The organism is Agrobacterium sp. MCAB5 (genome assembly GCF_052114365.1).
Lineage (GTDB): Bacteria > Pseudomonadota > Alphaproteobacteria > Rhizobiales > Rhizobiaceae > Agrobacterium > Agrobacterium tumefaciens.
In genome coordinates this window covers 20832-41244 of record NZ_JBFREP010000006.1, presented here as the reverse complement: position 1 = coordinate 41244, position 20413 = coordinate 20832, and the positions used below count along the sequence as shown (strand labels likewise).

Here is a 20413-nt window from a genome sequence, read left to right as displayed (position 1 = left end):
ACTACTACCTTTTTACCCGCAATCCGCTGCCGCTATCTTGCCGGCACGCGGCCGGTGCCAGTCGCTTCCATTGATGGAGGTTCGGGATCGGGTACGACTGATAATGTGTGTTTGAGACATTTAAGTGCGAAACAGGATCGGGAGTGGCGTACACCCTCGATCTTGTAGAGCTTCCGGCGCAGAAACTGCTCGTAGCCTGCGGTTCCTGCCACCGCCACCTTGATGAGATAATCATACTCACCTGTCGTCAGATAGGCTTCCAGCACCTCCGGAAGAGCAGCCATTGCTTCCCCGAAGCGTTCCAGAACCTCGTCGTCGTGGCGCTCCAGCATCACCTCGATGATAACAGTTTCGCTCAGTCCAAGCTTGGCCTGATCGAGAATGGCGGTATAGCCGCGAATGACCCCTTCGTCTTCCAGCCGCTTGACACGCTGCCAGCAGGGACTGGGCGACAACCCCACCTTTTCTGAAAGCTCCGCATTGCTCAACCTGCCGTTCTCCAGCAGGGCGCGCAATATCTTGCGGTCAATTCTGTCCAGCGGTTTCGTCATCCCCTGTCTCCACACAATACGTTGCAAAAAACCTGCCGTCACTGCGGCAGACTGCGAAAGAAATGTTTTCAGACGGGCGGTTTGGCGCTGGCATTCGAAAGCACCATCCGCTGATTTTTAAGTACCGTACTGCAAGGTACAGGCAGCAGGGAGGAGCAGGCGTGGCACCCGTAGAACAGCATCATTTTCCAAGGCCTAGAACGTTGATCCACCCCGGCATTTCCTCGCCGGTGCGCATCAACAGCCTCCACTCGCCATCCGCGCGCCACGTGCGGCTGTTCATTGCGGCGGGCCGCAGTCTTTACGATGGAATCGTGCAGCCGCTTTTCGAAAACGGTATTGAGAATGCCTCGCTCACCATTCTCGGCGGCTATTTCGACATATTGTCCTATTGCGTCGCTCCGCCCGACCCTTCCGGCAAGGCGGTCATTGCCTATACGAAACCCATCGACGCCGGTGCGGCCTGGCTTGTGTTCGGCAATGCTACACTCGGGCGCAGCATGAAGGGCGAGCCGATTGTTCATTGCCATGCCGCCATGCGCACCGCGGCAGGTGTGGTCAAGGGCGGCCATCTGCTGACTGAATCCTGTATTGTTGGCGAGAGCGGCGTTTCCGCCCTGGTGACGTCACTCGACAGTTTCGTGCTGCAGCAATCCTTCGACCCTGAAACCAACATTCCCCTTCTTCAACCCAGGAACCGTACGGAGCGCGCCGATGAACACGCATAACACTGTCGAAATCGGATCCATGGGGCGTGTGGCCTATGCCCGCATCGCACCCAATGAAGACCTTGTTCTCGGTGTCGAAAAACTGTGCCTTGCCGAAGGTTTTCGAAATGCCTTTGTGCGCGGTGCACTTGGTAGTCTCGTTGATGCCTGTCTCGGCACCCGCAACGGCGCGTTCTTGCAGATACGTGGTCCCGCTGTGGAAATCGTCTCCATTGCCGGCGAAGTGCGTGCCCAGCCGGACGGCTCGCTGCGCGCCTCGCTGACCGGTGTCGTCGCCGATACCGAAGGTTCGGTTTATGGCGGTCCCTTCATCGCCGGAGCTAACCCGGTTTGCATGACTTTTGAAGTGACGCTGGAAGAATGGTTGCCTGCGGAAAAGCCGCAGGCGGCGTGAGTTGTAGTAAGGCGGGCCGGTGAGTTGCTCAGCGCAACTCATGCGGCGCGCCCCTGTCTTTCGGTCAGAAGTAGCTCGAAAGTAACGCAGACCGGGTTCTTGCCGCGCACCAGCCGCCCGCCGCTGATATGTGTGGTGAGGTCCACCATCGCGATATCCAGCATTGCTTGTCGGTATCCCGACGCGGCCGTGGCGATACGGCCGTTTCTTATGAGGATTTCGCTCGCGTAGGCAGTGAGGCTTGTTCCGTCTTCATAATCCGCACCGACCAGGCTGCCAATTCCATTGACTTCGGCTTCTCGCAGGCCAAACTGGGTAGAGACCTCTTCGAGTGCCGTGCATATATCGGTATTGGGGCGCACTGTGCATAAAAGTGCCCGAAGACCCGAACCCTTTTGGTGGCGCTGTTGCGCGATGGGTGTAAAAAGGGGGAAGTTGGTTTCCTCATCCTTTTGCACATCGAGGATCGCTCCATCTAGCGCCAGAGCTTCAAGCGTTGTTTCTACAGCAAATTCGGTCTCGAAAGGCAGCAGATGCCCCATGGAGACAACGCCGTCGGCACTCTTCCATGAACCATGGCAATGCAGAAACGGCGCGCTATCACGCCGGCCCATATGCAGGCCGGCATCGATGATTGTGCCACCCGGCATGGAAAAGGTTTCGCTGTACCATGCGGCATGTGCGTCATCCGGTGCGGCTGCCGGCATGACATAATGCAGCCGTTTCATCGGTACGTTCTTAAGTCTGACGTAACCGCCTTCGAACCCCAACTCCGCAAAGGCATCGGCAATCGCTTGGTTGGCGCTTACGCCGGACCGGACCGTCAGAGTAACAGGATAGGCATGGCAGCCGACGGCGCGAAAGCGTTCAGGCGTTATCGGTCCGGGATGGACGATGTGGCGGGGAAGCTCTTGCGTGCCTGTCTCCGTCATACCGCAAGCCCCGCGGTAATGAAGCCCCCATCCACGGCAAGCACCTGTCCGTTGATGTAGCTTGCGTCATCCGACACGAGGAAAGCAACGGCAGAGGCGATCTCGTCCGTCCTGCCATAGCGATGCATCGGAACGCGGCTATGCCATTGGTCGCGAACATTTTCAGTATGAACTGCCTGGGTGAGGGGGGTATCGACCGGACCGGGCGCAATTGCATTGACACGAATGCCTGATTGCCCCAGCTCGTTTGCCATTACCATCGTCAGAAGATTGACGCCGCCTTTCGAAGCGCCATAGGCGCTGCGGCCACGATTTCCACACATGCCGGAAACAGAGCTGATATTCACGATCGAGCCGGCAAGATCGCGCTCCAGCCAGTAACGTGCGGCAGTGCGCGCTACCGCGAAGCTGCCGACGAGATTGACATCAACGATACGGCGAAATTCTTCGACGCTTGTGTCGACGGACAGCTTGTCGATACCGATGCCGGCGCTGTTGACGACGGCGACCAGATCAACCGCATGATCGGCACCGTTAGCCGTCAGGGCGGCGAATGCCCTCTCTATCGATGCCTCGTCCGCAACATTGCAGACGATGCCGCGCGAGAGATCGATACCGAGCTTTTCGCAGGCTATATCCAGCGCCTCGCGCTTGAGATCCAGCAACCATGGCTGCCAGCCGCGCGCCATCAGGAGCTGCGCAGTGGAGAAACCGATGCCGGATGCACCGCCGGTGATCGCGACGGCCCCTTTTGTCCCTGTTTTCTCTTGTGTCATACCGTCTCCTCCCGATTGAATGTCACGCCTGTCAGCCTGTCCGCTTTTCTTCGAAAGCCGGCATCTGACCGCGTTTCTCCAGTTCCTCGCGGATCATTTTCTTGGTGATCTTGCCGTAGGCGGATTTCGGCATGGCATCCCAGAACACCACTGATTTCGGCAGCTTGTAGCGGGCCATCTTGCCTTCCAGATAGGCCTTCAGATCGATGGCGGCGATATCCGCGCCCTCGCGGGCCACGCACACGGCCACACCGACCTCGCCCCACACCGCGTCCGGCACACCCAGAACCGCAGTCTCGCTGATATCAGGATGCATGAGGATTTTTTCCTCGATTTCACGCGGATAGATGTTCGAGCCGCCGGAGATATACATGTCGGAGGCGCGCCCGGTGATGTAGAGGAAGCCGCTCTCATCGCGATGACCAAGGTCGCCCGTGCGGAACCAGCCATTGCGGAAGGCTTTGGCATTTGCCTCGGGATTATCGTAGTAGCCGGCGAAAACGGCGGGACCGATTACACAAATTTCGCCGGTTTCGCCTGCACCAACCTCCTCGCCCGCATCGTTCTGGATCTGCACTTCCATGCCGGTGCGGTCGAAGCCGCAGGTGCCGATCCGCGTTTCCGGACCGTCCTCGGCGTTATGAAACGAAGGCGGCAGCACGGTGATGTTACCGGTGACTTCACCCAAGCCGAAATATTGCACCAGGACCGGGCCGAGCTTCGCAAGCGCCCGTTTCTGGTCCGCGCGGTACATCGGCGCGCCGGCATAGATGACATAGCGCAACGAGGAGTGATCGAAACGATCCACAGAGGGGTCTTCGACGAGCATTTTAAGGATGGTCGGTACAGTGAAGGCGTTGGTGATATGCCATTTTTCGATCAGCGCCCAGACGGCGGGCACATCGAGTTTTTCGGCTGCCGGAAGCACGGTTTTCGCGCCATGCGCCACCTGCACCAGCTGGTGAATGCCCGCACCGTGTGAAAGCGGGGCAACGACGATGGAGGCGTCGTCCGGTCCGGTGCCGGGCATCAGATCGGAGAGATGGTTGGTGATGACGAACGCCATCTGGCCATGGGTAAGCACTGCAGCCTTGGGCCGGCCGGTTGTGCCTGAGGTGAAGAAGAACCAACACGGGTCATCCCGATCCACTGCCTGGCTTTTGACTTTGTGCCCCATATGACGGGCCACGATGGCATCGTAATCCTCACCGAACTCAGCCGTGCCGATGGCGATGCTGAAATCGATCGTGCCCGCCCCATGGCTGGCTTTTGCATGATCGGGAAAAGCACTGGCGCAAATCATGCCGCGTGCGCCGCTGGCCTTCGCCAGATAGGCAACTTCATCGGGCGATTGACGGTAATTGGTCGGCACCCACACCGCACCCACGCGGAAGCATGCGAACATGGATTCGAACATCTGGTTGTTGTTGGAGGACTGCACCAGAATGCGGTCCCCCTTTTTGACGCCGAATTCAGTCTCTAGCGCATGGGCCATTGCGTCGACGCGGGCTTCCATTTGAGCCCAGCTCCAAGTCTTTTCACCCCAGACGAAACCGATATGGTCCGGGTTGCGGCGTGCCGCCTGCGTCAGGAAATGCGAGAGGTTCATCACCCGCGTGGTGGACGGCGCAACCCCGCCCGCGGGATGCTGCACGGCACTTTGCATCGTCATTTCACACGCTCCATGATCGAGACGTAATTGGCAACCGCCGTGCCACCCATGTTGAACACGCCAGCCAGCGAGGCATTGGGAATTTGCATGTCGCCTGCCTCGCCCATCAATTGCATCGCCGCCATGACATGCATGGAAACGCCGGTCGCCCCGACGGGATGACCTTTCGATTTCAATCCACCCGATGGGTTGATTGGCAGGCGTCCGGTCTTCAGCGCCGTTCCATCCTGGACAACGCGATATCCTTCACCGGGCTTCGCAAGCCCCATGGCCTCATATTCGATAAGTTCGGCAATGGTGAAGCAGTCGTGCGTTTCAACGAAAGAGAGGTCGTCGAGCGTTGCGCCGGCAAGTTCCAGCGAGCCGGCCCAGGCGCGGCGCGCGCCTTCGAAGGCTAACGGATCGCGACGGCTCAATGCCATGATGTCGTTGACATGCTTGCGGCCCCGGAAACCGATGGCGCGGTTGAGTGTGGCTGCCGTTTCCTCGTCGGCCAAAATGATCGCGGCAGCGCCATCAGAAATCAGCGAGCAGTCGGTGCGGCGCAGCGGGCCTGCGACGTAGGGGTTCTTGTCCGAAACCGTATTGCAGAAATCGAAGCCGAAATCCTTGCGCATATGGGCATAGGGATTGACCGCGCCATTGGCATGGTTCTTTGCGGCAATCATCGCCAGCTCTTCCGAGCGGTCGCCATAACGTTGAAAATATGCCTGTGCGATGCGGCCGAACTGACCAGCAAACCCGCCGGGAATATTGGCCTCCTCCGCACGGTAACAGGCGGAGAGCAGGATTTCGCCCACCTCTGCGGTCGGCAGCGCCGTCATTTTTTCGGCGCCGACAACGAGTGCGATGCGGCCGCGCCCGGCTTCGATGAAATCCATGGCGCTGTAGAGGGCGGCCGATCCTGTTGAGCAGGCATTTTCGAAACGCACTGCCGGCGCATAGGCGAGGCGCTCATCGCCCATCGCTACCAGGGCGCCCTGAAAATCCTGCTTCGAGAAGCCATTGTTCATCACGCCGACGAAAATGCCGTCGATATCGCTGACATCGACGCCCGCATGGTCTATGGCCGGCGCCACGACCGAAGCCATCAGTTGCTCGGTATTTTCAAGGGCCGACTTGCCGAAAGGCGAATGCGCCCAGCCGACGATCTGCGCTTTGCTCATTTGCTCGTTCTCCTCGTTTGCCGTTTCATCTCGCCTTCACCGCGCGTGCGGGCGCGGCTGGCCATCATTTCTGCGATGCGTGTCTCGATGCGGGTTACTTCCTCGCGCAGCAGCGCTGCCAGTTCCGGCTGGCGCTCCGGCCGCATGCGGCTGTCCACAGCGGCAATGCTCAGCGCTCCCACCACCGCGCCATCAGGCGCGCGGATGGCAACGCCAATACCCCAGGAATTAGAAAGGATCAGGCCGGGGTTGAGCGAATAGCCATTGGCTCTCGTCAACTCGACATCACGGCGCAGGCCCTCAAGCGTTATGCCAGGATAATTAGCGGCAATCAGCCCGCTATTGGCCGCAATGATACTTTCCACCTCGGCGTCCGGCAGCGCCGCCAGCATGGCGAGCGAACCCGCACCAATACCCAAGGGGTGTTCGAAACCGGCCTGAAGCGCATGGGTACGCACCGGCCAGGTGCCTTCTTCGCGGTAAAGGCACAGGGCAAATGTATCACGGCGTACGGAAAGGAAGCTCGAATCCTCCGAGCGGCGGGAAATGCGCGTCAGGCCGTCCTGCGCCATTTGAAGAAGGCCAAACCGGCGCGATGACAGGCTGCCCAGCACATAGGTTTCTTCGCCGAGGTAATAACGCCGCGTTTCCTCATCCTGCTCCACAAGCCCGGCGCGGATCAGAGCCAGCAGCAGGCGGCGGGCCGTGGGTTTGTTCAGTCCGCTTTCTGTCACGATGACCGAAAGCGCCACGCCGCGTTCCGCGTGCCTCCCGACCATGGAGAGCAGCGCCAGAGCCCGGTCCACCGCACGCGCGCCCGTCAGATCTTTTTCTACCGGGATCGTTGTTGTTGTTGCCATCTCAGGAAAACGCCCCCACCGCACAGCTTTGCCCGCCATCGACCGGCAAACAGACGCCGGTGATGAACTTAGCCTCATCAGATGCGAGAAAAACGGCGGCGCGGGCAATATCGAAGGCATCTCCCATCTGACCCACCGGAACAGCCGCATTGCGCGCCGCCACCATCTCCTCGACAGACGCATATTGATTGCTGATCTGCTTGTAGATCAGTGGGGTGTCGATCATTCCCGGAAGAATGCAATTGGCGCGAATGCCCTGCCGGGCATATTGCATGGCCAGCGCCACAGTCGCCTGATTTACAGCTGCCTTCATGGCGTAATAGGCAAAATAGGGATAGCCGGTCCAGCGAATGGAGGCGAGCGACGAGATATTGACGATGGCCCCGCCGCCCTGCGTCAACATCACCGGCAACACAGCCTTGGAGGTGCGATAAACGGAGCCGATATTGAGATCGACCGAGGCGCGAAAGCTTTCCTCATCCAGCTCAATCGGCCCGCCCATATGGGTCACGCCGACATTATTGTGCAGAATATCGATGCCACCAAAGGCCTCGCAGGTGCGGGCAACGGTGGCCGATACGGACTGTAGTTCAGTGACATCGGCGGCAACCGCAATCGCCTCCAAGCCTTCTCCGCGAATGATCTCAGCCGTCTCTTCGGCTGCGTCAGCGGAGAGGTCGACGCAGGCTACGCGCGCGCCTTCGCGGGCAAATTGCACCGCCGCAGCCTTGCCGTTGCCAAAACCCGGCCCCGATGATCCTGCGCCAAACACAAGCGCGCGTTTTCCCGTCAGGCGACCTGTCAAAGCAGTCTCCATTCCAATCGTCAGACATAGTCGGGTTGGCCCCGCTACGGGCGGGGCCAGTTACTCAACGGGCCGGTCAGGTCAGGCTTGCACCAACGGCCTTTTCAAGAATGGCCCAGGCTTCATCGCCGTATTTGCCCTTCCACTCGGAATAGAAGCCTGCCTCTTTCAGCGCGGCGCGGAAGAGTGTCGCATCCGTGTCGTTGAAGGTCATGCCCTTGGAAATCAGATCTTCCTTGACCGAGGCATTGAGCTTCGCCACATCGGCGCGTTCATCCTTGCCCGACTGGTTGAGGTTTTTGGCGACGATGGCGCGCAGGTCATCCGGCAAACGCTCCCAGGCGCGCTTGTTGGCCAGGAACCAGAACCCGTCCCACATGTGATTGGTGACCGAGCAGAATTTCTGCACTTCGAACAGCTTTGCGGTGGAAATGATCGCCAGCGGATTTTCCTGGCCATCGACCACACCGGTCTGCAGTGCAGTATAGACCTCGGCGAAATTGATCGAGGCAGGGGCCGACTTGAATGCCTTGAACATAGAGGTCCAGAGCGGGCTCACTGGCACGCGGATCTTAAAGCTTTCGAGATCGGCAGGTGTAGCGATGGGCTTGGAAGCGCTGGTGATCTGGCGGAAGCCGTTATCCCAGATGGTGTCCATGGCAACGAGATTCTGCTTGGCAATTTCGCCACGGACATATTTACCGAGATCGCCATCCATGGCCGCCCATACGGACTCGTAGTTCGGGAAAGCGAAACCGATGCCGCTGATGGAGGCGTTCGGTACCAGCGTCGACAGGATCAGCGGCGAAAGCGTGAAGAATTCAACGCCTCCAGAGCGCACCTGGCTCAAAACGTCTGTGTCGGCACCCAGCTGGCTGCTGGGGAAGATGCTGATATTGACCTGCCCATCGGTGTCCTTGGCGATACGCTCGGCGGCCTCCTTGGCGCGAATGTTCATCGGGTGCGCCGCAGGCAGATTATTGGCATATTTATAATTGTATTGGGCAGCGCGGGCGCGCGACACGAAGGCGGTGGCCAGTACGGCGGAACCGGCGCCGGCGAGTATGGTACGTCTGTTGATATTCATTGCTTTCTCCTCCCAAAATAAAGCAGGTATCATTCATCGGCGTGGCGGGCGGACCCGCCACGGTCTCAGAGCAGAATGGTCGAAAATCCGGGGATTGCTGCAATCAGCAGCAGGCCGATGATCATGGCTGCGAGATAGGGCCAGATGGCACCCATGGCTTCGTCCGGCGACACGTTGCCGATCTTGCAGGCGATGTAAAAGCCGATACCGATTGGCGGCGCCATCAGGCCGATATTCATGGCGACCACCACGACCATCGAATAATGGATGTCATTGATGCCAAGCGTGCGGGCGATCGGGAACATGATCGGCGCGAGCAGAACGATTGCTGGCAGTCCTTCCAGGACGCAGCCCAGGATCATGAAAATCAGGATCGACACGACCATGTAGGTCATCCAGCCGCCCGGAAGATCGGTAATCATCGCGGTCAGCTGGAAAGCAAAGCCGCTCTGCGTCAGCCCCCAGGCCATGGCCGATGCACAGCCGAGGATCAGCAGGATCGCCCCTGAAAGGGCTGCCGTCTCGACCAGCATCGAATATAGCTTCCTGAGGCTGATGCCGCCATAAAGCACTGCGCCGACGATCATGGCATAGAGCACGGCAATAGTGGACACTTCGGTTGCCGTGGCGACACCGCCGCCCACCAGGCTGCGGATGAGGAAGGGCAGAACGAGCGCCGGTGCGGCAATCAGGGCTGCCTTGCCGACCTGCGGCCATGGCGTGCGCTTTGCGCCTTCCATGTTTTCATCCCGCGCCTTCCAGCGGGCCAGAACGGCCAGCACCAGAAGCAGTACCATTGCAATCATGAAACCGGAGGTGAAGAGGCCGGCAATAGACACACCTGCCGCCGAACCCAGAACGATCAGCACGATTGAGGGCGGAACCGTATCGGCCATGGCGGCGCCGGTGGCCAGAAGCGCGATCATTTCTTTGGGTTTGTGGCCACGGCGCTTCATTTCCGGAAACAGCGCCGGTGCGACGGTTGCCATATCAGAAACCTTGGAGCCGGAAATGCCGGAGACAAGAAACAGAGAACCGAGCAGAACATAGGACATGCCGGCGCGAATGTGGCCAAACATCGAGGACAGAAGCTCGACAATCGCCTTGCCCATGCCGGTAGCATCGAGCACGCAGCCCAGCAACACAAAGACTGGCACTGACAACAGAATGATGCCGGACATGCCCTCATCCATGCGCCCGATCATCACAATGGTCGGAACCCAGGTGGTGAAGGTCAGATAGGCGAGGGTTCCAAGGCCGAAGCAGAAGGCAATCGGAACGCCCAGCACCAGAAATACCGCAACGAACAGGCCGAGGAAGATCGCCAGATTAAAATTGCCGAGGGATTCCAGCATTGGTGATGCCAGATAGAGCAGGCCGGAGGCAACCGCCACCGTTACAAGGGCCGCAATGATATCGCGCAGATTTTCTCGTCGGAAGAGATTGTTGAGCACCAAAAGCAGCATAAGACAGGCGCCGACCGGCAGCGCCGCAGCGCGGAACGACATCGGAATATTCAGCGCCGCTGACGTGACCACCCATTCCTCGATGGCGTATTCCATGGCGGGCTTGATGATTGCGGCAAGAAATGTCGCCACCAGCACCAGTGCCAGGGAATTGATATAGCCCAGAACACGTTGCGGGAACATGTTTAGAAACAGCGTGAGGCGCAGGTGTTCACTGCGATCGATCGCGATTGCCGCGCCCAGCATGGCAAACCACAGAAAGCACAAGGACGCCGTTTCATCGATCCAGACAATCGGCAGATGCAGGGCATAACGTGACGTCACGCCCAGCAGAAGCAGGCCGATCATCACCGCCAGCAGCACCGCCGCCACGGCCTCGATGGGGCGCATGAACCAGGAGCCTGTTACCTGTCCGGTGTGCAATAGTTCGCCATCGAGTACAAATACGTCGTCATTCGCGTTTGCGGTCATGGTCATCGGGGCCTCCTCTCCCACAGAACAACCTCGCAATGAACATGTCTTCAAAACAGGATGTCCGTGCCACGACCGCGACATCAGGATAGCTGTTGTTGCCAGACAGGCCAGACCCCTCCAAAGGTCTGAATGTATCGGGATATTGCCTCCACAATATGGACCGTTACAAAATCATGTATTCGGGATACACAGGAAAATTCATGAAATCAACAGTAAATAGACGGATTTATGCAGTTAATTCGCGCATCTAAAAGGTCCATATAGTGGATCATACTTGATGAGAGGCCTCATCCTCATGGTCGCCTTGCGGCGCGACACCCTGTTCAAAGGCCAGTCAATGCAAATCGTGCCTACCGATTAGAGCAGGTCGCCAGACATCCGGGATGCCTGCGTCGCGTCACTTAGAGCCGGAAAACATGTCTGCCTGTCGTTAAACTGGCGGGGGTTGGAAAAGCTGCGACGTGACGACCGCTGGGCGCAAAAGGAAAAATGACGGTGGTGCGGCTGAGCGCTCCCTAAACGGCAATAAAGGCGTCGATTATCTATCGAAACCTTCCCTTGCGGTGGTTTCTTGACCTAACGTTATGCGGCAAGAAAATATGTTATTCGCGACGTCACCGCTTGGAATTCTTGCTGTCAAGCGCGCGGCGACGCGTCGCCCAGCCTTTCCTTTGCGACCGCGGCGGATTCTGAGCGGATTGATCTGATGCGGCAGGTAAAAGGTTGCCGGGTCAGGGGGGGCCCCGGCGTACTACGTTCAGACCAGAGCCAGAATCCGGGCCGGCCCACCCGTTCCGCCTCGATGTGCAGGCGCACCGACGACGATTGTCGCGCCCTTTACCGGCAAAGCCTCAAGGTTGTTGAGGCCTTCGATGCCGTAGCGCCCTGCCGGAAGCCAGGAATTGTGAACTGCGAAATCGGCAGAGTTGCCAGGATCAAGCGAGAGCGTGTCGACACCTATTGCGACCGTATCATGCTTGAGCAGAAGGTCGGTTGCAGACTTGCCGAAACCGGGGAAGGCAAATTTTCCGGCATCGTCATTGCGGAAGGAGGGGCTCTTTACTCTGGTTGCCCAGCCGGAGCGCAGAGCGACGATCGAACCTGCCGGAATGTCGCCATTTGCGGATATCCAGCGCTCGATGTCTTCGGCCTCGATCGTGGAATTGGCATCCTCTTTTGCGCGGTCTGTGATGTCTATGATGACCAGCGGCGCGACAAGTTTTTGCGGTTCCAACTGATCGACACTCGCCCCGTCGGCGCTGAAGTGGAAAGGTGCGTCAATATGCGTTCCGGTATGTTCGTAGATCGTGAGTTTGTGGAGCTGATAACCGTCCTTGGCTATCTGAGCTGCCCACTCGTATTCTATGCCCGGCTTGCCATCGAATGTAGGGAATGTGGAATCATATTTATGTGTGAGATCGATGACCTGTCTGGGTGTTTGCGCAAGCACCGGGGCCGCGAGGCTGCCAGCCGTCATCGCCGTCACACCGGCCACGGCGCCCTTGAACAGCAAGCGTCGCGACAGCATGTTCTTTTTCACGTTCTCGATCACGCAATGGTTGCACATACCTTAGTCCCTCCAGTGAAAATCCCTGATCGCAACCGTAGCGCAACGATGGAGTGACGCAAGACATGACCTTCCCTGATTTTTGACCCGTGTTCAGATGGCGGTTTCGGCAGCCCGGCGTCCATAGGCAGTACCCGCTTGCCCACCGGCAGGCCGGTCTCCGATATCGTGAAAGGGTGGTGGACAGATTGTCCGCTTGCCGCAGGGCGTTGCGCAACGCGACTGCGTTACCAAGAGGGATGGCAGAAAGAAGTGTTGGCGAAAACGGCCGCGGCGGGGCGCCGAGCCGTTTCCTTGAGGTCAGATCGATGAAACCGCGCCCAGAAGTCCCGCAAGCGGCGACGGCTCTTCGGATGTTGCGTCATATACGCATGGTACTGCAAATATCGCCGCAAACACGATGGCGATGACAAGCGTGCGGGCGGAAACCATCGGCTTAAGCGAGAATGAGCGTAACATCGATGTTCCCCCTGGTTGCCTTCGAATAGGGGCAGATCTGGTGGGCATCGTCTATTATCGTCTGCGCGATGGGACGATCGATACCGGGCAGGCTGACAGTCAGGCGAGCCTGCAGAAAGAATTCGCCACCCGTCGTGCCGAGGTCAACCTCCGCATCGACAGTGGTGTCGGCGGGAAGCCGGAGCTGGTGTTTTGCCGCCGCCTTTGTCATGGCGCCGATGAAACATGCCGACCAGCCTGCCGCAAAAAGCTGCTCGGGATTCGTGCCCGGCTTTCCGCTGCCCGGAGGGGAAAGCTTGATGCCAAGCGCGCCATCATCGCTTTGCGCAGATCCGTCGCGCCCACCGGTCGTGTGGGTCTTGCCGGTATAAAGAACAGTCTCGATCTTGGTCACGGGAGGTTCCTTTCATTTTGCCGCTGTTGCGGCGTTTCGTGATAGGAGCTTTGTGACGGATCGGCGTATCCGGCATGTTTCCGGAAACTGCAAAACTGTATCGAAAAGTATCGTTGTTACTGGTCTTCAGTCGCCAACTTTTCGATATTTTGTTGGGAGTTCTGCGGTGGCCAGGTCGGCGGCCCGTTTGGGGTCCTGCTATGGATTGGCGGCTTGCCGTTTTACCATGGTTTTTTCGCGCATTTTTCAGGTGCTTTGTACAGATAAGGAATGCGTGAGAAAATGACCGGTTGTAAGCGTGTATGAGCTAAGTACAACGTCACCAGGCTCGATATGCGGCGTTCGGTGAAGCCATGACAAAACCTGCATCAAAAGCACTTTGGCGGCCCTCTGCGGCAGAAATTGCTTAAAGTATGGTGTTCGGGGAGGGGATGTGTTGGCCTCCACGCGGAACGAACATGCATGATGACCAAACCACGGGGCGCCAAATCAGCAATACTAGATAGCCATCGAGATGGCAGATGCCATCTCGATGGCCATTTCAATTTGAGTTACTGTGGATCCAGTGAAAGGAGCACTCAATGGTAACACCGCGACTATCCGTCCTCAGTTCCAAATCGCGCGACCTCGCCCATAAGCTAGCCCGCCGAGAAAATCGCACGATTGCCGATATCGTCGAGCGCGCGCTCGAAACCTATGAGGCTCGTGAGGCAGGACGTGAACCCGCTGCGAAATTCTATAGTCGTCTTTCATCGCAGTCGGGTTCGGATATCGATTTCGACAGTATCATCGATGAAAACAGACGCGCTCATAAAGGCGTCGAGCTTTGATTTTTCTCGACACGAATTTGATGTCGGAGACTTTGAGGAAAGCTGCCGATTCTGCGGTCATAGCATGGCTGGTTTGTCACGACGCCGAATCCGCATTGCCGACGGTTGCAGTTGCTGAGAGGCGCAGACCATCTGGCGAGTGCTTACTTCAACTAGGCCCCAAGCCGTCGTTGTTCCGGAGCCAGTGCTGATCAAATGATAAGGGATACTTATCGTTGATCTGCGTCCCTCTCAGGCAAAAGCCACCTCGGCTGCAAGCCCGCCGTCTTGCCTGTTATAGAGGCGCACCGAGCCGCCGATTGTTCCGGCGAGCTGCTGCGCGATCGCAAGTCCGAGTCCTGTTCCGCCGGTGTCGCGGTTTCTCGATGTTTCAATCCGGAAAAAGGGCTGCATGGCATTTTGCAGCATCTCGTCGGGGATGCCCGGCCCACGATCGAGCACCGTGATGACAACGGTGCCCTCAGTGCGCCGGTCGACCTTGATTTCCGCACTGCCCCCGAATTTGAGTGCGTTATCTATCAAGTTCGTTAGGATTCTTCGCAGGGCATGTGGCTTTGTCGATACTGTGCCGCGCACCATACCGTCAACCGTGACTGCTTTTCCGGTATCCTGATAGTCGTAGGCTAGGCTGTCGATGAAAGAGGCCAGATCGATACGTGAGGATTTCTCGCCATTGCCATGAGCGCTGCGTGCATAAGCGATACCATCCTGTACTAGACGTTCGATTTCACGCAGGTCACTGACCAGCTTTTCCTTTTCCGGCGTATCGTCTGCCATGTCGGCCCGCAACCGCATCCGGGTGATGGGCGTCTGCAGGTCGTGCGAAATCGCCGCAAGAATCTGGACCCGCTCCTCGAGATATTGGGCGACGCGATCGCGCATCGCGTTGAAGGCGCGGGCGGCGTGGACAACTTCGCTTGGGCCGCTCTCACTCATCGGCAACCCCTTTTCCCCCGGATCCAACCCTTCGGCTGCCGCAGCCAGCGCGCTGAGCGGTCTGGTCGTCTGTCGCACTGCAAACCAGGTGCACAGAACAAGAAGCGCCATCTGCGCGGCGAAGACATAAGGCAGCCACTCCGCCAGCGGCATCACGCCGCGCGGTGTCACGTCAATTGTCAGGGGTGAGCCGTCCGATAGCGTCAGATGCGCCTGAAGCCGCTTGCCGTCGCCGGGAATGGACTCGACCTTGACGGGGAAACGGTGTCCTGCGGCCTCCTCGATCCTCTGCGCAATTTCAGCGCCGCGGCCAGACATGTCGGAAACACCTGGAACACCCGGGCCGAGGACGAGTTGATAATTGCTGCGGCTCAGGCGATGGACCCATTGCGCCCGCTCTTCCGCAGGCAGGCGGTCGATTATGGCGATCGATACAGCCAGATCCTGCTCAAGTGTGCCGAGCATGACCGCCTTTGCCGACATATATCGTTCCGCAAAGAGGATGCTGAACGACAGACCGTAGGCAATGGCGAGGCCCGCAAACAGGATGATGAAAAGTCTGGACCGCAACGAGCGCGGCCACCAGCCGGCGAGCAGGCGTGGGCCGTTCATACCCTCGGCTCCGAAATCTCCACGGGCACCGCAAAGACATAGCCTTCCGCCCGCACCGTCTTGATATAGACGGGTTCGCGCGCGTCATCCCCCAGCCGTTGGCGCACGCGGCTCACGAGAAGATCGATCGACCGATCGAAAAGTTCGGCATCGCGGCCCTGAGTGAGATTTAACAGCTGGTCCCGGTTGAGGACGCGCTGGGGATGATCGATGAAGACCCTGAGGAGCCGGTATTCAGCGCCGCTCAAGGCCACGGTCGTGCCCTCCCTGTCGAGCAGGTGACGGCCCACCGTGTCGAGGCGCCACTCACCAAAGGTCAGGAGTTGCCCGGCCTCGCTGATCTGCAGATTGGGAGGCAGCATCCGCGTGCGGCGCAGGATGGCTTTGATCCGCGCAAGAAGTTCGCGGGCAGCGAAGGGCTTCGACAGATAGTCGTCGGCGCCCATTTCGAGCCCGATAATGCGATCCATCTCGTCATCCCGGGCGGTCAGCATCAGCACCGGCGTGGCTTTGTGTTTCCCCGCCCGCAACTCGCGGCATAGAACTAGCCCGTCATCGCCAGGCATCATCACGTCGAGCACGATGAGATCGACGGTATTGCCGTCGAGAAAACTTCTCATCTGCCGTCCATCGGCCGCCACGCTCGTACGCAGGCCGTTCTTCTTCAGGTAGCTGGAGACCAGCTCCCGGATTTCCCTGTCGTCGTCCACGACGAGAATATGGTCGATATGGTCCATTGGATGCCTTCGTCGTCCGGACGGTTCGAGTGGCCCGCTAAACCGCGCGCCTCGCTGTCACATGCAGTAAGACAACGGTTCGCGGGCTTCGGCAAGTTTAAAGCTTTGCGACGTCCAGAACAGCCCTTGCAAAAGCCTCTGGCGCTTCCTGCGGCAGGTTGTGGCCGATGCCGCCGCTGATGTTGCGATGCTGGTACTTGCCGGAAAACTTCGATGCATAGGCGGAAGGGTCCGGATGCGGAGCGCCGTTGGCGTCGCCTTCCAGGGTTATTGTCGGCACGGTGATGACGGGAAGTTTCGCAAGCTGGCGCTCGTAATTATCGTACTTGGCTTCCCCGTTTGCCAGTGCCAACCGCCAGCGGTAGTTATGGATGGTGATGGCCACATGGTCGGGATTGTCGAATGCGGGGGCCGAACGATTGAAGGTCTCGTCACTGAATTTCCAGGTCGGAGATGCCGTCTGCCAGATCAGTCGCACGAAGTCGCGGGTGTTCGCTGCGTAACCCGCACGGCCGCGTTCCGTCGCGAAATAGAACTGATACCACCACGAAAGTTCCGCCTTGGGCGGAAGTGGCTTTCTATTGATTTCCTGACTGCCGATGAGATAGCCGCTGACCGATACGAGCCCGGTGCAACGCTCGGGCCAGAGTGCGGCCATGATGTCGGCGGTGCGAGCGCCCCAGTCATAACCTGCCACGACGGCCTGTTTGACGCCGAGTGCGTCGAGAAAGGCAATCATGTCGACCGCAAGCGCCGCCTGCTGTCCGTTGCGTGCCGTGTCGTCCGAGAGAAAACGGGTCGTGCCATATCCGCGCAGATAGGGGATGAGTACCCGATATCCAGCCGATGCAAGGATGGGTGCGACATCAACATAGCTGTAGATGTCATAAGGCCATCCGTGCAACAGCAGCACGACTGGGCCGTCTGCGGGGCCGGCTTCTGCGTAACCGACGCTGAGTACACCCGCTTCAACCTGCTTAAGGGCGCCAAAGGAGGTCGCTCCGTCGCGTCCGGTTGACGGCTGAGGCGCAGGCGCTTCGCCCTTTGCATGAGCAAGGCCTACTGAAGCGAATTCGACGGCGGCAACCGTCATTGCGGCAATGCCAAAGAAGCGGCGGCGCTGGAAATTGATCTCGGAAGTCATTTGCTGTCTCTCCTGTCCGTGTTGGATGCCGGACAGTTAACGGGGTGCGTGTATCCTCGATGTGTCCTAGGGGAGGCGAATGTGAATGGTTTTGTAGCAGGGCGCATTCCGGATACAGACTGATACATTTGGCTCGCCCCTCCAACGCAAACAGCCGCCCCAGTGTCTGGGGCGGCTGCATTTGATCTCATGGAGGTGCGCTCACTTTGAGGATTGCCGGGCGGCCTGTTCGATGACGTCTGCAACCTTATCGGGCTGGGAGGCGAAGACCGCATGGCTTGCCGCAATTTCGGTCACCGCGCTGCCGGCGCGCTTGGCCATGTCACGCTCGAGATCGGGGTTGATTGACCGGTCCTGCGTTGCGACGATCGACCAGCTTTTCTTTGTTTTCCAAGCTGGTTCGTCGGCCTTGGCGGCAAAGGCGGCCTTGGCGGCGAAGACCTGACTTCTTGCCATGAAGGCCGCGTCCTCACGCGGCAGATCGCCGGCGAAATCTTGTCCAAAGACGGCGGGATCAAGATAAAGGAACGCGCCATCCTTCGTCGGCTTGATGCCGTTGCCGGCCGGCGGTTTGGAGCCGGCGAGGTCGAGAAGGCTCTCTCCCTTCTCCGGCTGGAAAGCGGCGATATAGACCAGCCCGGCCACGTCCGGTCGATTGCCGGCTTCCGAAATCACCATGCCGCCGTAGCTGTGCCCGACGAGCAGGCTCGGGCCCTGCTGGAGATCGAGGACACGGTTGGTGGCCGCTACATCATCGGCAAGCGAGGTGATGGGCTCTTGCACGATCGTGACGTTGAAACCGCGACTTTGAAGGATCTCTGTCGTCCGGCGCCAGGCCGAACCATCGGCCAGCGCGCCATGGACTATGACAATATTCTTCACCTCTGCCGCCTGTGCGGCAAAAGCGATCAGTGCGGTTGCGACGGCAAGCGCGAATTTTGGCATGAGACGACGGCGCATCATGTTTTTCCTTTGGTTTAATGTGAAAGGGAAGGAAAATGCGGGTTCAGCCGAACGTGAAGGCATAGGCCTGCACGCCGGGGTCGAGGAAGCGGATGGCAAAGGTTCTCGCTTCGACGGTGCCGGACTGGCGGACGAGCTGGTAAAGACGGGTTGAGGTGACAACGCCATTGCCCTCGGCGTCCGTGTCGGCGCCGTGATCCGCACCCGGCGGATGCCCGTCGACGGTGACCTGGAAACGAACCGGTTTTCCGGCGCTTGCCGGTCCAAGGACCAGATGCAGGTCACGGGCGCTGAAGCGGTAGGTTATGCCGCCATCAGTCGCATCAAGTGTGGCCGCCTCCGCGCCAACCGTCCAGGTACCGGAAAGTCCCCATTCGTTGAGAGAAGGCGTTGTGACGGAATAGTCGCGCGGCGTGTCCGCGCGCACCGCCTCGTTCGATGCAAAATTCTCAGCCTGTCGGTAGCCGATATAGGTTTCGCCGGAGCGCATGTGCCCGATATCCGCACCGGCTTCAGCCCCTGTCGCCTCCGGGCTCACCGGTGCGCTGGAGGAAGCGCTGCTGCCGGCCTCGCGCAGCAGGTCCTGGATCGCCTCTTCTGTCTGCCGATAATCGCCTTCGCCGAAATGGTGGTAGCGAATCTGGCCCTTGGCATCGATCAGGTAATGCGCCGGCCAATAGCTGTTATCAAAGGCGCGCCAGATCTTGTAATCATTATCGATTGCCACCGGGTAATCGATCTTGAAGCCGGCGACGGCCTGCCTGACATTGTCGATCTTCTTTTCAAAGGCGAATTCGGGTGCGTGGACACCGATGACGACGAGGCCCTGATCCCGGTATTTGTCTGCCCAGGCCCGCACATAGGGAATGGTGCGGATGCAGTTGATGCAGGAATAAGTCCAGAAGTCGACGAGGACGACCTTGCCGCGCAATTGTTCGCGCGTGAGCGGTGAGGAATTGAGCCACTCGACGGCGCCGTCGAGGGATGGAGCCTTGCCCTCAACCGGCAGCTCCGACCGGGCCGCAGCAGCGCTGGCGCTGGCGCCCGCCTCGGTCGCCGCTTCAGGCGCTTTGGCGGTGTGGAGCCGATCGAGCACCTGCTGTTCGAAGGGTGCCGTACTCGCATAGGAAATCTGCGACAGGAAACCCGTATCCAGACCGAGCGCGATGACCGTGACGCCGGCAAGCACCGCCGCGCCAAGCGCCTGGCGAATCCGCTCGCTGAAACCCAGAGACCGCTTCATAACCGCAAATACCCGGCCGCCGACGAGGATGGCAACGGCAAGGGATGTCGCTGCCCCGGCGGCGTATGCGGCAAGCAGCAGACTCGTTTCCAGATTGGCCCCCTTCAGGGCCGCCCCCGTCAGAACAAGCCCGAGGATTGGTCCCGCGCAGGGTGCCCATAAAAGGCCGGTGGCGATGCCGAGTATCAGCGAGCCCGCAATCGTCGGTACTGACCCGGGCTTGCCGGCGGCATTGGCGAGCCGGTTGCCGAGTTCGACGACCGGGCGGGTGATGATGCTGGCCGCCCGGGGCGAAATCAGGCCGACACCGAAGACCGCAAGCAGCGCAAGAGCCGCGAGCCGGCCATATTCATTGGCGCTGATCGCCCAGTTCCCGCCAACAGCGGCAAGCGTGGCGACGGCGCAAAAGGTTGCCGCCATTCCCGTAAGCAGTGGCAGCGTGCTGCGCAGGAACGGTTGCCCCGCCCGCGCAAAAACGAAGGGAAGGATGGGCAGGATACAGGGGCTGAGAATTGTCAGCGCCCCTCCGAGATAGGCAATGACCAGAAACGTCATCATCGTGTCCTTTCAGGCAGGAGTTCGGGGCTCCGGGCGGCGAAGGCGACCCGGCGATGGCG

General features: G+C 59.2%; 20 protein-coding genes and 1 pseudogene. 4 read left to right on the top strand and 17 right to left on the bottom strand.

Annotation, left to right across the window (positions count from 1 at the left end; genetic code table 11):
- Window positions 1–32: 32 nt before the first annotated feature.
- Window positions 33–551, bottom strand: coding sequence for an Lrp/AsnC family transcriptional regulator (locus AB4Z23_RS15190; protein WP_038493488.1), 519 nt, complete (start codon window positions 549–551; stop codon window positions 33–35).
- A 161-nt stretch (window positions 552–712) separates the two neighbouring features.
- On the opposite strand from AB4Z23_RS15190, the gene AB4Z23_RS15185 reads away from it, so the two are divergent.
- Entirely contained in the window at window positions 713–1279 is a 567-nt protein-coding gene (locus AB4Z23_RS15185) for a hypothetical protein (RefSeq protein ID WP_025596087.1), read from the top strand.
- Window positions 1266–1673, top strand: a complete 408-nt coding sequence (locus AB4Z23_RS15180) for a PPC domain-containing DNA-binding protein (protein ID WP_035199191.1) — start codon at window positions 1266–1268, stop codon at window positions 1671–1673. The genes AB4Z23_RS15185 and AB4Z23_RS15180 overlap by 14 nt, the downstream gene beginning before the upstream one ends.
- Window positions 1674–1711: 38 nt before the next feature.
- Here AB4Z23_RS15180 and AB4Z23_RS15175 read toward each other — a convergent pair whose 3' ends face one another.
- The 11 genes from AB4Z23_RS15175 to AB4Z23_RS15125 form a co-directional block, all read right to left on the bottom strand.
- Complete coding sequence (locus AB4Z23_RS15175) at window positions 1712–2605, bottom strand: PCC domain-containing protein (protein WP_441360326.1); 894 nt, start codon at window positions 2603–2605, stop codon at window positions 1712–1714.
- The gene (locus tag AB4Z23_RS15170) at window positions 2602–3381 is read right to left on the bottom strand and encodes an SDR family NAD(P)-dependent oxidoreductase (protein ID WP_065705476.1); all 780 of its coding nucleotides are present in this window, start codon (window positions 3379–3381) and stop codon (window positions 2602–2604) included. Before AB4Z23_RS15170 ends, AB4Z23_RS15175 begins: the two co-directional genes overlap by 4 nt.
- A 31-nt stretch (window positions 3382–3412) precedes the next feature.
- Window positions 3413–5053: an acyl-CoA synthetase gene (locus tag AB4Z23_RS15165; protein ID WP_441360325.1), complete on the bottom strand. Its 1641-nt coding sequence runs from the start codon at window positions 5051–5053 to the stop codon at window positions 3413–3415.
- Window positions 5050–6219, bottom strand: a complete 1170-nt coding sequence (locus tag AB4Z23_RS15160; protein ID WP_441360324.1) for an acetyl-CoA acetyltransferase — start codon at window positions 6217–6219, stop codon at window positions 5050–5052. The genes AB4Z23_RS15165 and AB4Z23_RS15160 overlap by 4 nt, the downstream gene beginning before the upstream one ends.
- On the bottom strand, window positions 6216–7079 hold the full coding sequence (locus AB4Z23_RS15155; protein ID WP_174047533.1) for an IclR family transcriptional regulator: 864 nt from the start codon (window positions 7077–7079) through the stop codon (window positions 6216–6218). Before AB4Z23_RS15155 ends, AB4Z23_RS15160 begins: the two co-directional genes overlap by 4 nt.
- Before the next feature lies 1 nt (window position 7080).
- Entirely contained in the window at window positions 7081–7884 is an 804-nt protein-coding gene (locus tag AB4Z23_RS15150) for an SDR family NAD(P)-dependent oxidoreductase (protein ID WP_441360323.1), read from the bottom strand.
- A 76-nt stretch (window positions 7885–7960) separates the two neighbouring features.
- Window positions 7961–8971 (bottom strand): TRAP transporter substrate-binding protein, encoded by a 1011-nt coding sequence (locus AB4Z23_RS15145; protein WP_441360322.1) that lies wholly within the window; start codon window positions 8969–8971, stop codon window positions 7961–7963.
- A 65-nt stretch (window positions 8972–9036) separates the two neighbouring features.
- Window positions 9037–10914 (bottom strand): TRAP transporter large permease, encoded by a 1878-nt coding sequence (locus AB4Z23_RS15140; protein WP_013761236.1) that lies wholly within the window; start codon window positions 10912–10914, stop codon window positions 9037–9039.
- A gap of 754 nt (window positions 10915–11668) precedes the next feature.
- Entirely contained in the window at window positions 11669–12478 is an 810-nt protein-coding gene (locus tag AB4Z23_RS15135) for a cyclase family protein (protein WP_441360321.1), read from the bottom strand.
- A 300-nt stretch (window positions 12479–12778) separates the two neighbouring features.
- Window positions 12779–12937 carry a hypothetical protein gene (locus AB4Z23_RS15130; protein WP_441360320.1) on the bottom strand — a complete coding sequence of 53 codons (159 nt, stop codon included), beginning with the start codon at window positions 12935–12937 and terminating at the stop codon, window positions 12779–12781.
- Complete coding sequence (locus tag AB4Z23_RS15125; protein WP_065660157.1) at window positions 12915–13331, bottom strand: organic hydroperoxide resistance protein; 417 nt, start codon at window positions 13329–13331, stop codon at window positions 12915–12917. The genes AB4Z23_RS15130 and AB4Z23_RS15125 overlap by 23 nt, the downstream gene beginning before the upstream one ends.
- Window positions 13332–13912: 581 nt before the next feature.
- On the opposite strand from AB4Z23_RS15125, the gene AB4Z23_RS15120 reads away from it, so the two are divergent.
- Complete coding sequence (locus tag AB4Z23_RS15120; protein WP_441360319.1) at window positions 13913–14161, top strand: plasmid stabilization protein; 249 nt, start codon at window positions 13913–13915, stop codon at window positions 14159–14161.
- Window positions 14158–14280, top strand: a pseudogene (locus AB4Z23_RS15115) (type II toxin-antitoxin system VapC family toxin); the annotation flags it as partial. The gene AB4Z23_RS15120 and the pseudogene AB4Z23_RS15115, both read left to right, overlap by 4 nt.
- A 112-nt stretch (window positions 14281–14392) precedes the next feature.
- Here AB4Z23_RS15115 and AB4Z23_RS15110 read toward each other — a convergent pair.
- The 5 genes from AB4Z23_RS15110 to AB4Z23_RS15090 form a co-directional block, all read right to left on the bottom strand.
- Window positions 14393–15709 carry an ATP-binding protein gene (locus AB4Z23_RS15110; protein WP_441360318.1) on the bottom strand — a complete coding sequence of 439 codons (1317 nt, stop codon included), beginning with the start codon at window positions 15707–15709 and terminating at the stop codon, window positions 14393–14395.
- Window positions 15706–16446, bottom strand: coding sequence for a response regulator (locus AB4Z23_RS15105; protein WP_112650479.1), 741 nt, complete (start codon window positions 16444–16446; stop codon window positions 15706–15708). The genes AB4Z23_RS15110 and AB4Z23_RS15105 overlap by 4 nt, the downstream gene beginning before the upstream one ends.
- A 97-nt stretch (window positions 16447–16543) precedes the next feature.
- The gene (locus tag AB4Z23_RS15100) at window positions 16544–17590 is read right to left on the bottom strand and encodes an alpha/beta fold hydrolase (protein WP_441360317.1); all 1047 of its coding nucleotides are present in this window, start codon (window positions 17588–17590) and stop codon (window positions 16544–16546) included.
- 201 nt (window positions 17591–17791) lie between these two features.
- The gene (locus AB4Z23_RS15095) at window positions 17792–18550 is read right to left on the bottom strand and encodes an alpha/beta hydrolase (RefSeq protein WP_441360316.1); all 759 of its coding nucleotides are present in this window, start codon (window positions 18548–18550) and stop codon (window positions 17792–17794) included.
- A gap of 46 nt (window positions 18551–18596) precedes the next feature.
- Window positions 18597–20351, bottom strand: a complete 1755-nt coding sequence (locus AB4Z23_RS15090; RefSeq protein WP_441360315.1) for a cytochrome c biogenesis protein DipZ — start codon at window positions 20349–20351, stop codon at window positions 18597–18599.
- Window positions 20352–20413 lie beyond the last annotated feature (62 nt).

Bases quoted from the DNA above. Each gene is read 5' to 3' on its own strand.
- AB4Z23_RS15190 (WP_038493488.1), bottom strand. From the start codon at position 551: ATGACGAAACCGCTGGACAGAATTGACCGCAAGATATTGCGCGCCCTG.
- AB4Z23_RS15180 (WP_035199191.1), top strand. From the start codon at position 1,266: ATGAACACGCATAACACTGTCGAAATCGGATCCATGGGGCGTGTGGCC.
- AB4Z23_RS15175 (WP_441360326.1), bottom strand. From the start codon at position 2,605: ATGACGGAGACAGGCACGCAAGAGCTTCCCCGCCACATCGTCCATCCC.
- AB4Z23_RS15170 (WP_065705476.1), bottom strand. From the start codon at position 3,381: ATGACACAAGAGAAAACAGGGACAAAAGGGGCCGTCGCGATCACCGGC.
- AB4Z23_RS15165 (WP_441360325.1), bottom strand. From the start codon at position 5,053: ATGACGATGCAAAGTGCCGTGCAGCATCCCGCGGGCGGGGTTGCGCCG.
- AB4Z23_RS15160 (WP_441360324.1), bottom strand. From the start codon at position 6,219: ATGAGCAAAGCGCAGATCGTCGGCTGGGCGCATTCGCCTTTCGGCAAG.
- AB4Z23_RS15155 (WP_174047533.1), bottom strand. From the start codon at position 7,079: ATGGCAACAACAACAACGATCCCGGTAGAAAAAGATCTGACGGGCGCG.
- AB4Z23_RS15145 (WP_441360322.1), bottom strand. From the start codon at position 8,971: ATGAATATCAACAGACGTACCATACTCGCCGGCGCCGGTTCCGCCGTA.
- AB4Z23_RS15140 (WP_013761236.1), bottom strand. From the start codon at position 10,914: ATGACCATGACCGCAAACGCGAATGACGACGTATTTGTACTCGATGGC.
- AB4Z23_RS15135 (WP_441360321.1), bottom strand. From the start codon at position 12,478: ATGTGCAACCATTGCGTGATCGAGAACGTGAAAAAGAACATGCTGTCG.
- AB4Z23_RS15130 (WP_441360320.1), bottom strand. From the start codon at position 12,937: ATGTTACGCTCATTCTCGCTTAAGCCGATGGTTTCCGCCCGCACGCTT.
- AB4Z23_RS15120 (WP_441360319.1), top strand. From the start codon at position 13,913: ATGGTAACACCGCGACTATCCGTCCTCAGTTCCAAATCGCGCGACCTC.
- AB4Z23_RS15110 (WP_441360318.1), bottom strand. From the start codon at position 15,709: ATGAACGGCCCACGCCTGCTCGCCGGCTGGTGGCCGCGCTCGTTGCGG.
- AB4Z23_RS15105 (WP_112650479.1), bottom strand. From the start codon at position 16,446: ATGGACCATATCGACCATATTCTCGTCGTGGACGACGACAGGGAAATC.
- AB4Z23_RS15100 (WP_441360317.1), bottom strand. From the start codon at position 17,590: ATGACTTCCGAGATCAATTTCCAGCGCCGCCGCTTCTTTGGCATTGCC.
- AB4Z23_RS15095 (WP_441360316.1), bottom strand. From the start codon at position 18,550: ATGCGCCGTCGTCTCATGCCAAAATTCGCGCTTGCCGTCGCAACCGCA.
- AB4Z23_RS15090 (WP_441360315.1), bottom strand. From the start codon at position 20,351: ATGACGTTTCTGGTCATTGCCTATCTCGGAGGGGCGCTGACAATTCTC.